Genomic DNA, 365 nt, shown 5'->3' with positions numbered 1-365 from the left:
GCTATTTTCATGTATGGAGGATAACTGCCTATGGCAAAAAACAAAACAGAGATTCATGTTACAACGGTGTTTGACGGGGAGCTGGACGCAACCGATGTGTTCGTCAGCCTGATTTCCCAGAAATACGGTAAGACAAATACGAAAGAATATCTTGCTAAAAGGAAAGATATGAGCTATAATGAAGATGAGGTTCAAAAGAGCCAGATACCGTCTGGATTGTGTGGGTAAATGGCTATGATGAACGAAATGGAATACAGAACAATCGGTTCGGCACTTGCCGGAGGGTATCGTGCAGCGGTCTATTGCAGGCTGTCAAAGGACGATGACCTGCAAGGCGAAAGTGCCAGTATCGCAAACCAGCGTGA

The 365-nt window shown here is 45.2% G+C and carries 1 protein-coding gene; it reads left to right on the top strand.

The genetic code is table 11. The features are described from left to right. Nucleotides 1-30 precede the first annotated feature (30 nt). Complete coding sequence (locus GPK49_RS13235) at nt 31-228, top strand: hypothetical protein (protein ID WP_003020324.1); 198 nt, start codon at nt 31-33, stop codon at nt 226-228. Nucleotides 229-365 lie beyond the last annotated feature (137 nt).

This window comes from Clostridium sp. MCC345, from assembly GCF_018785345.1.
Lineage (GTDB): Bacteria > Bacillota > Clostridia > Lachnospirales > Anaerotignaceae > Anaerotignum_A > Anaerotignum_A faecicola.
This window is presented reverse-complemented; position numbering and strand designations above follow the sequence as displayed.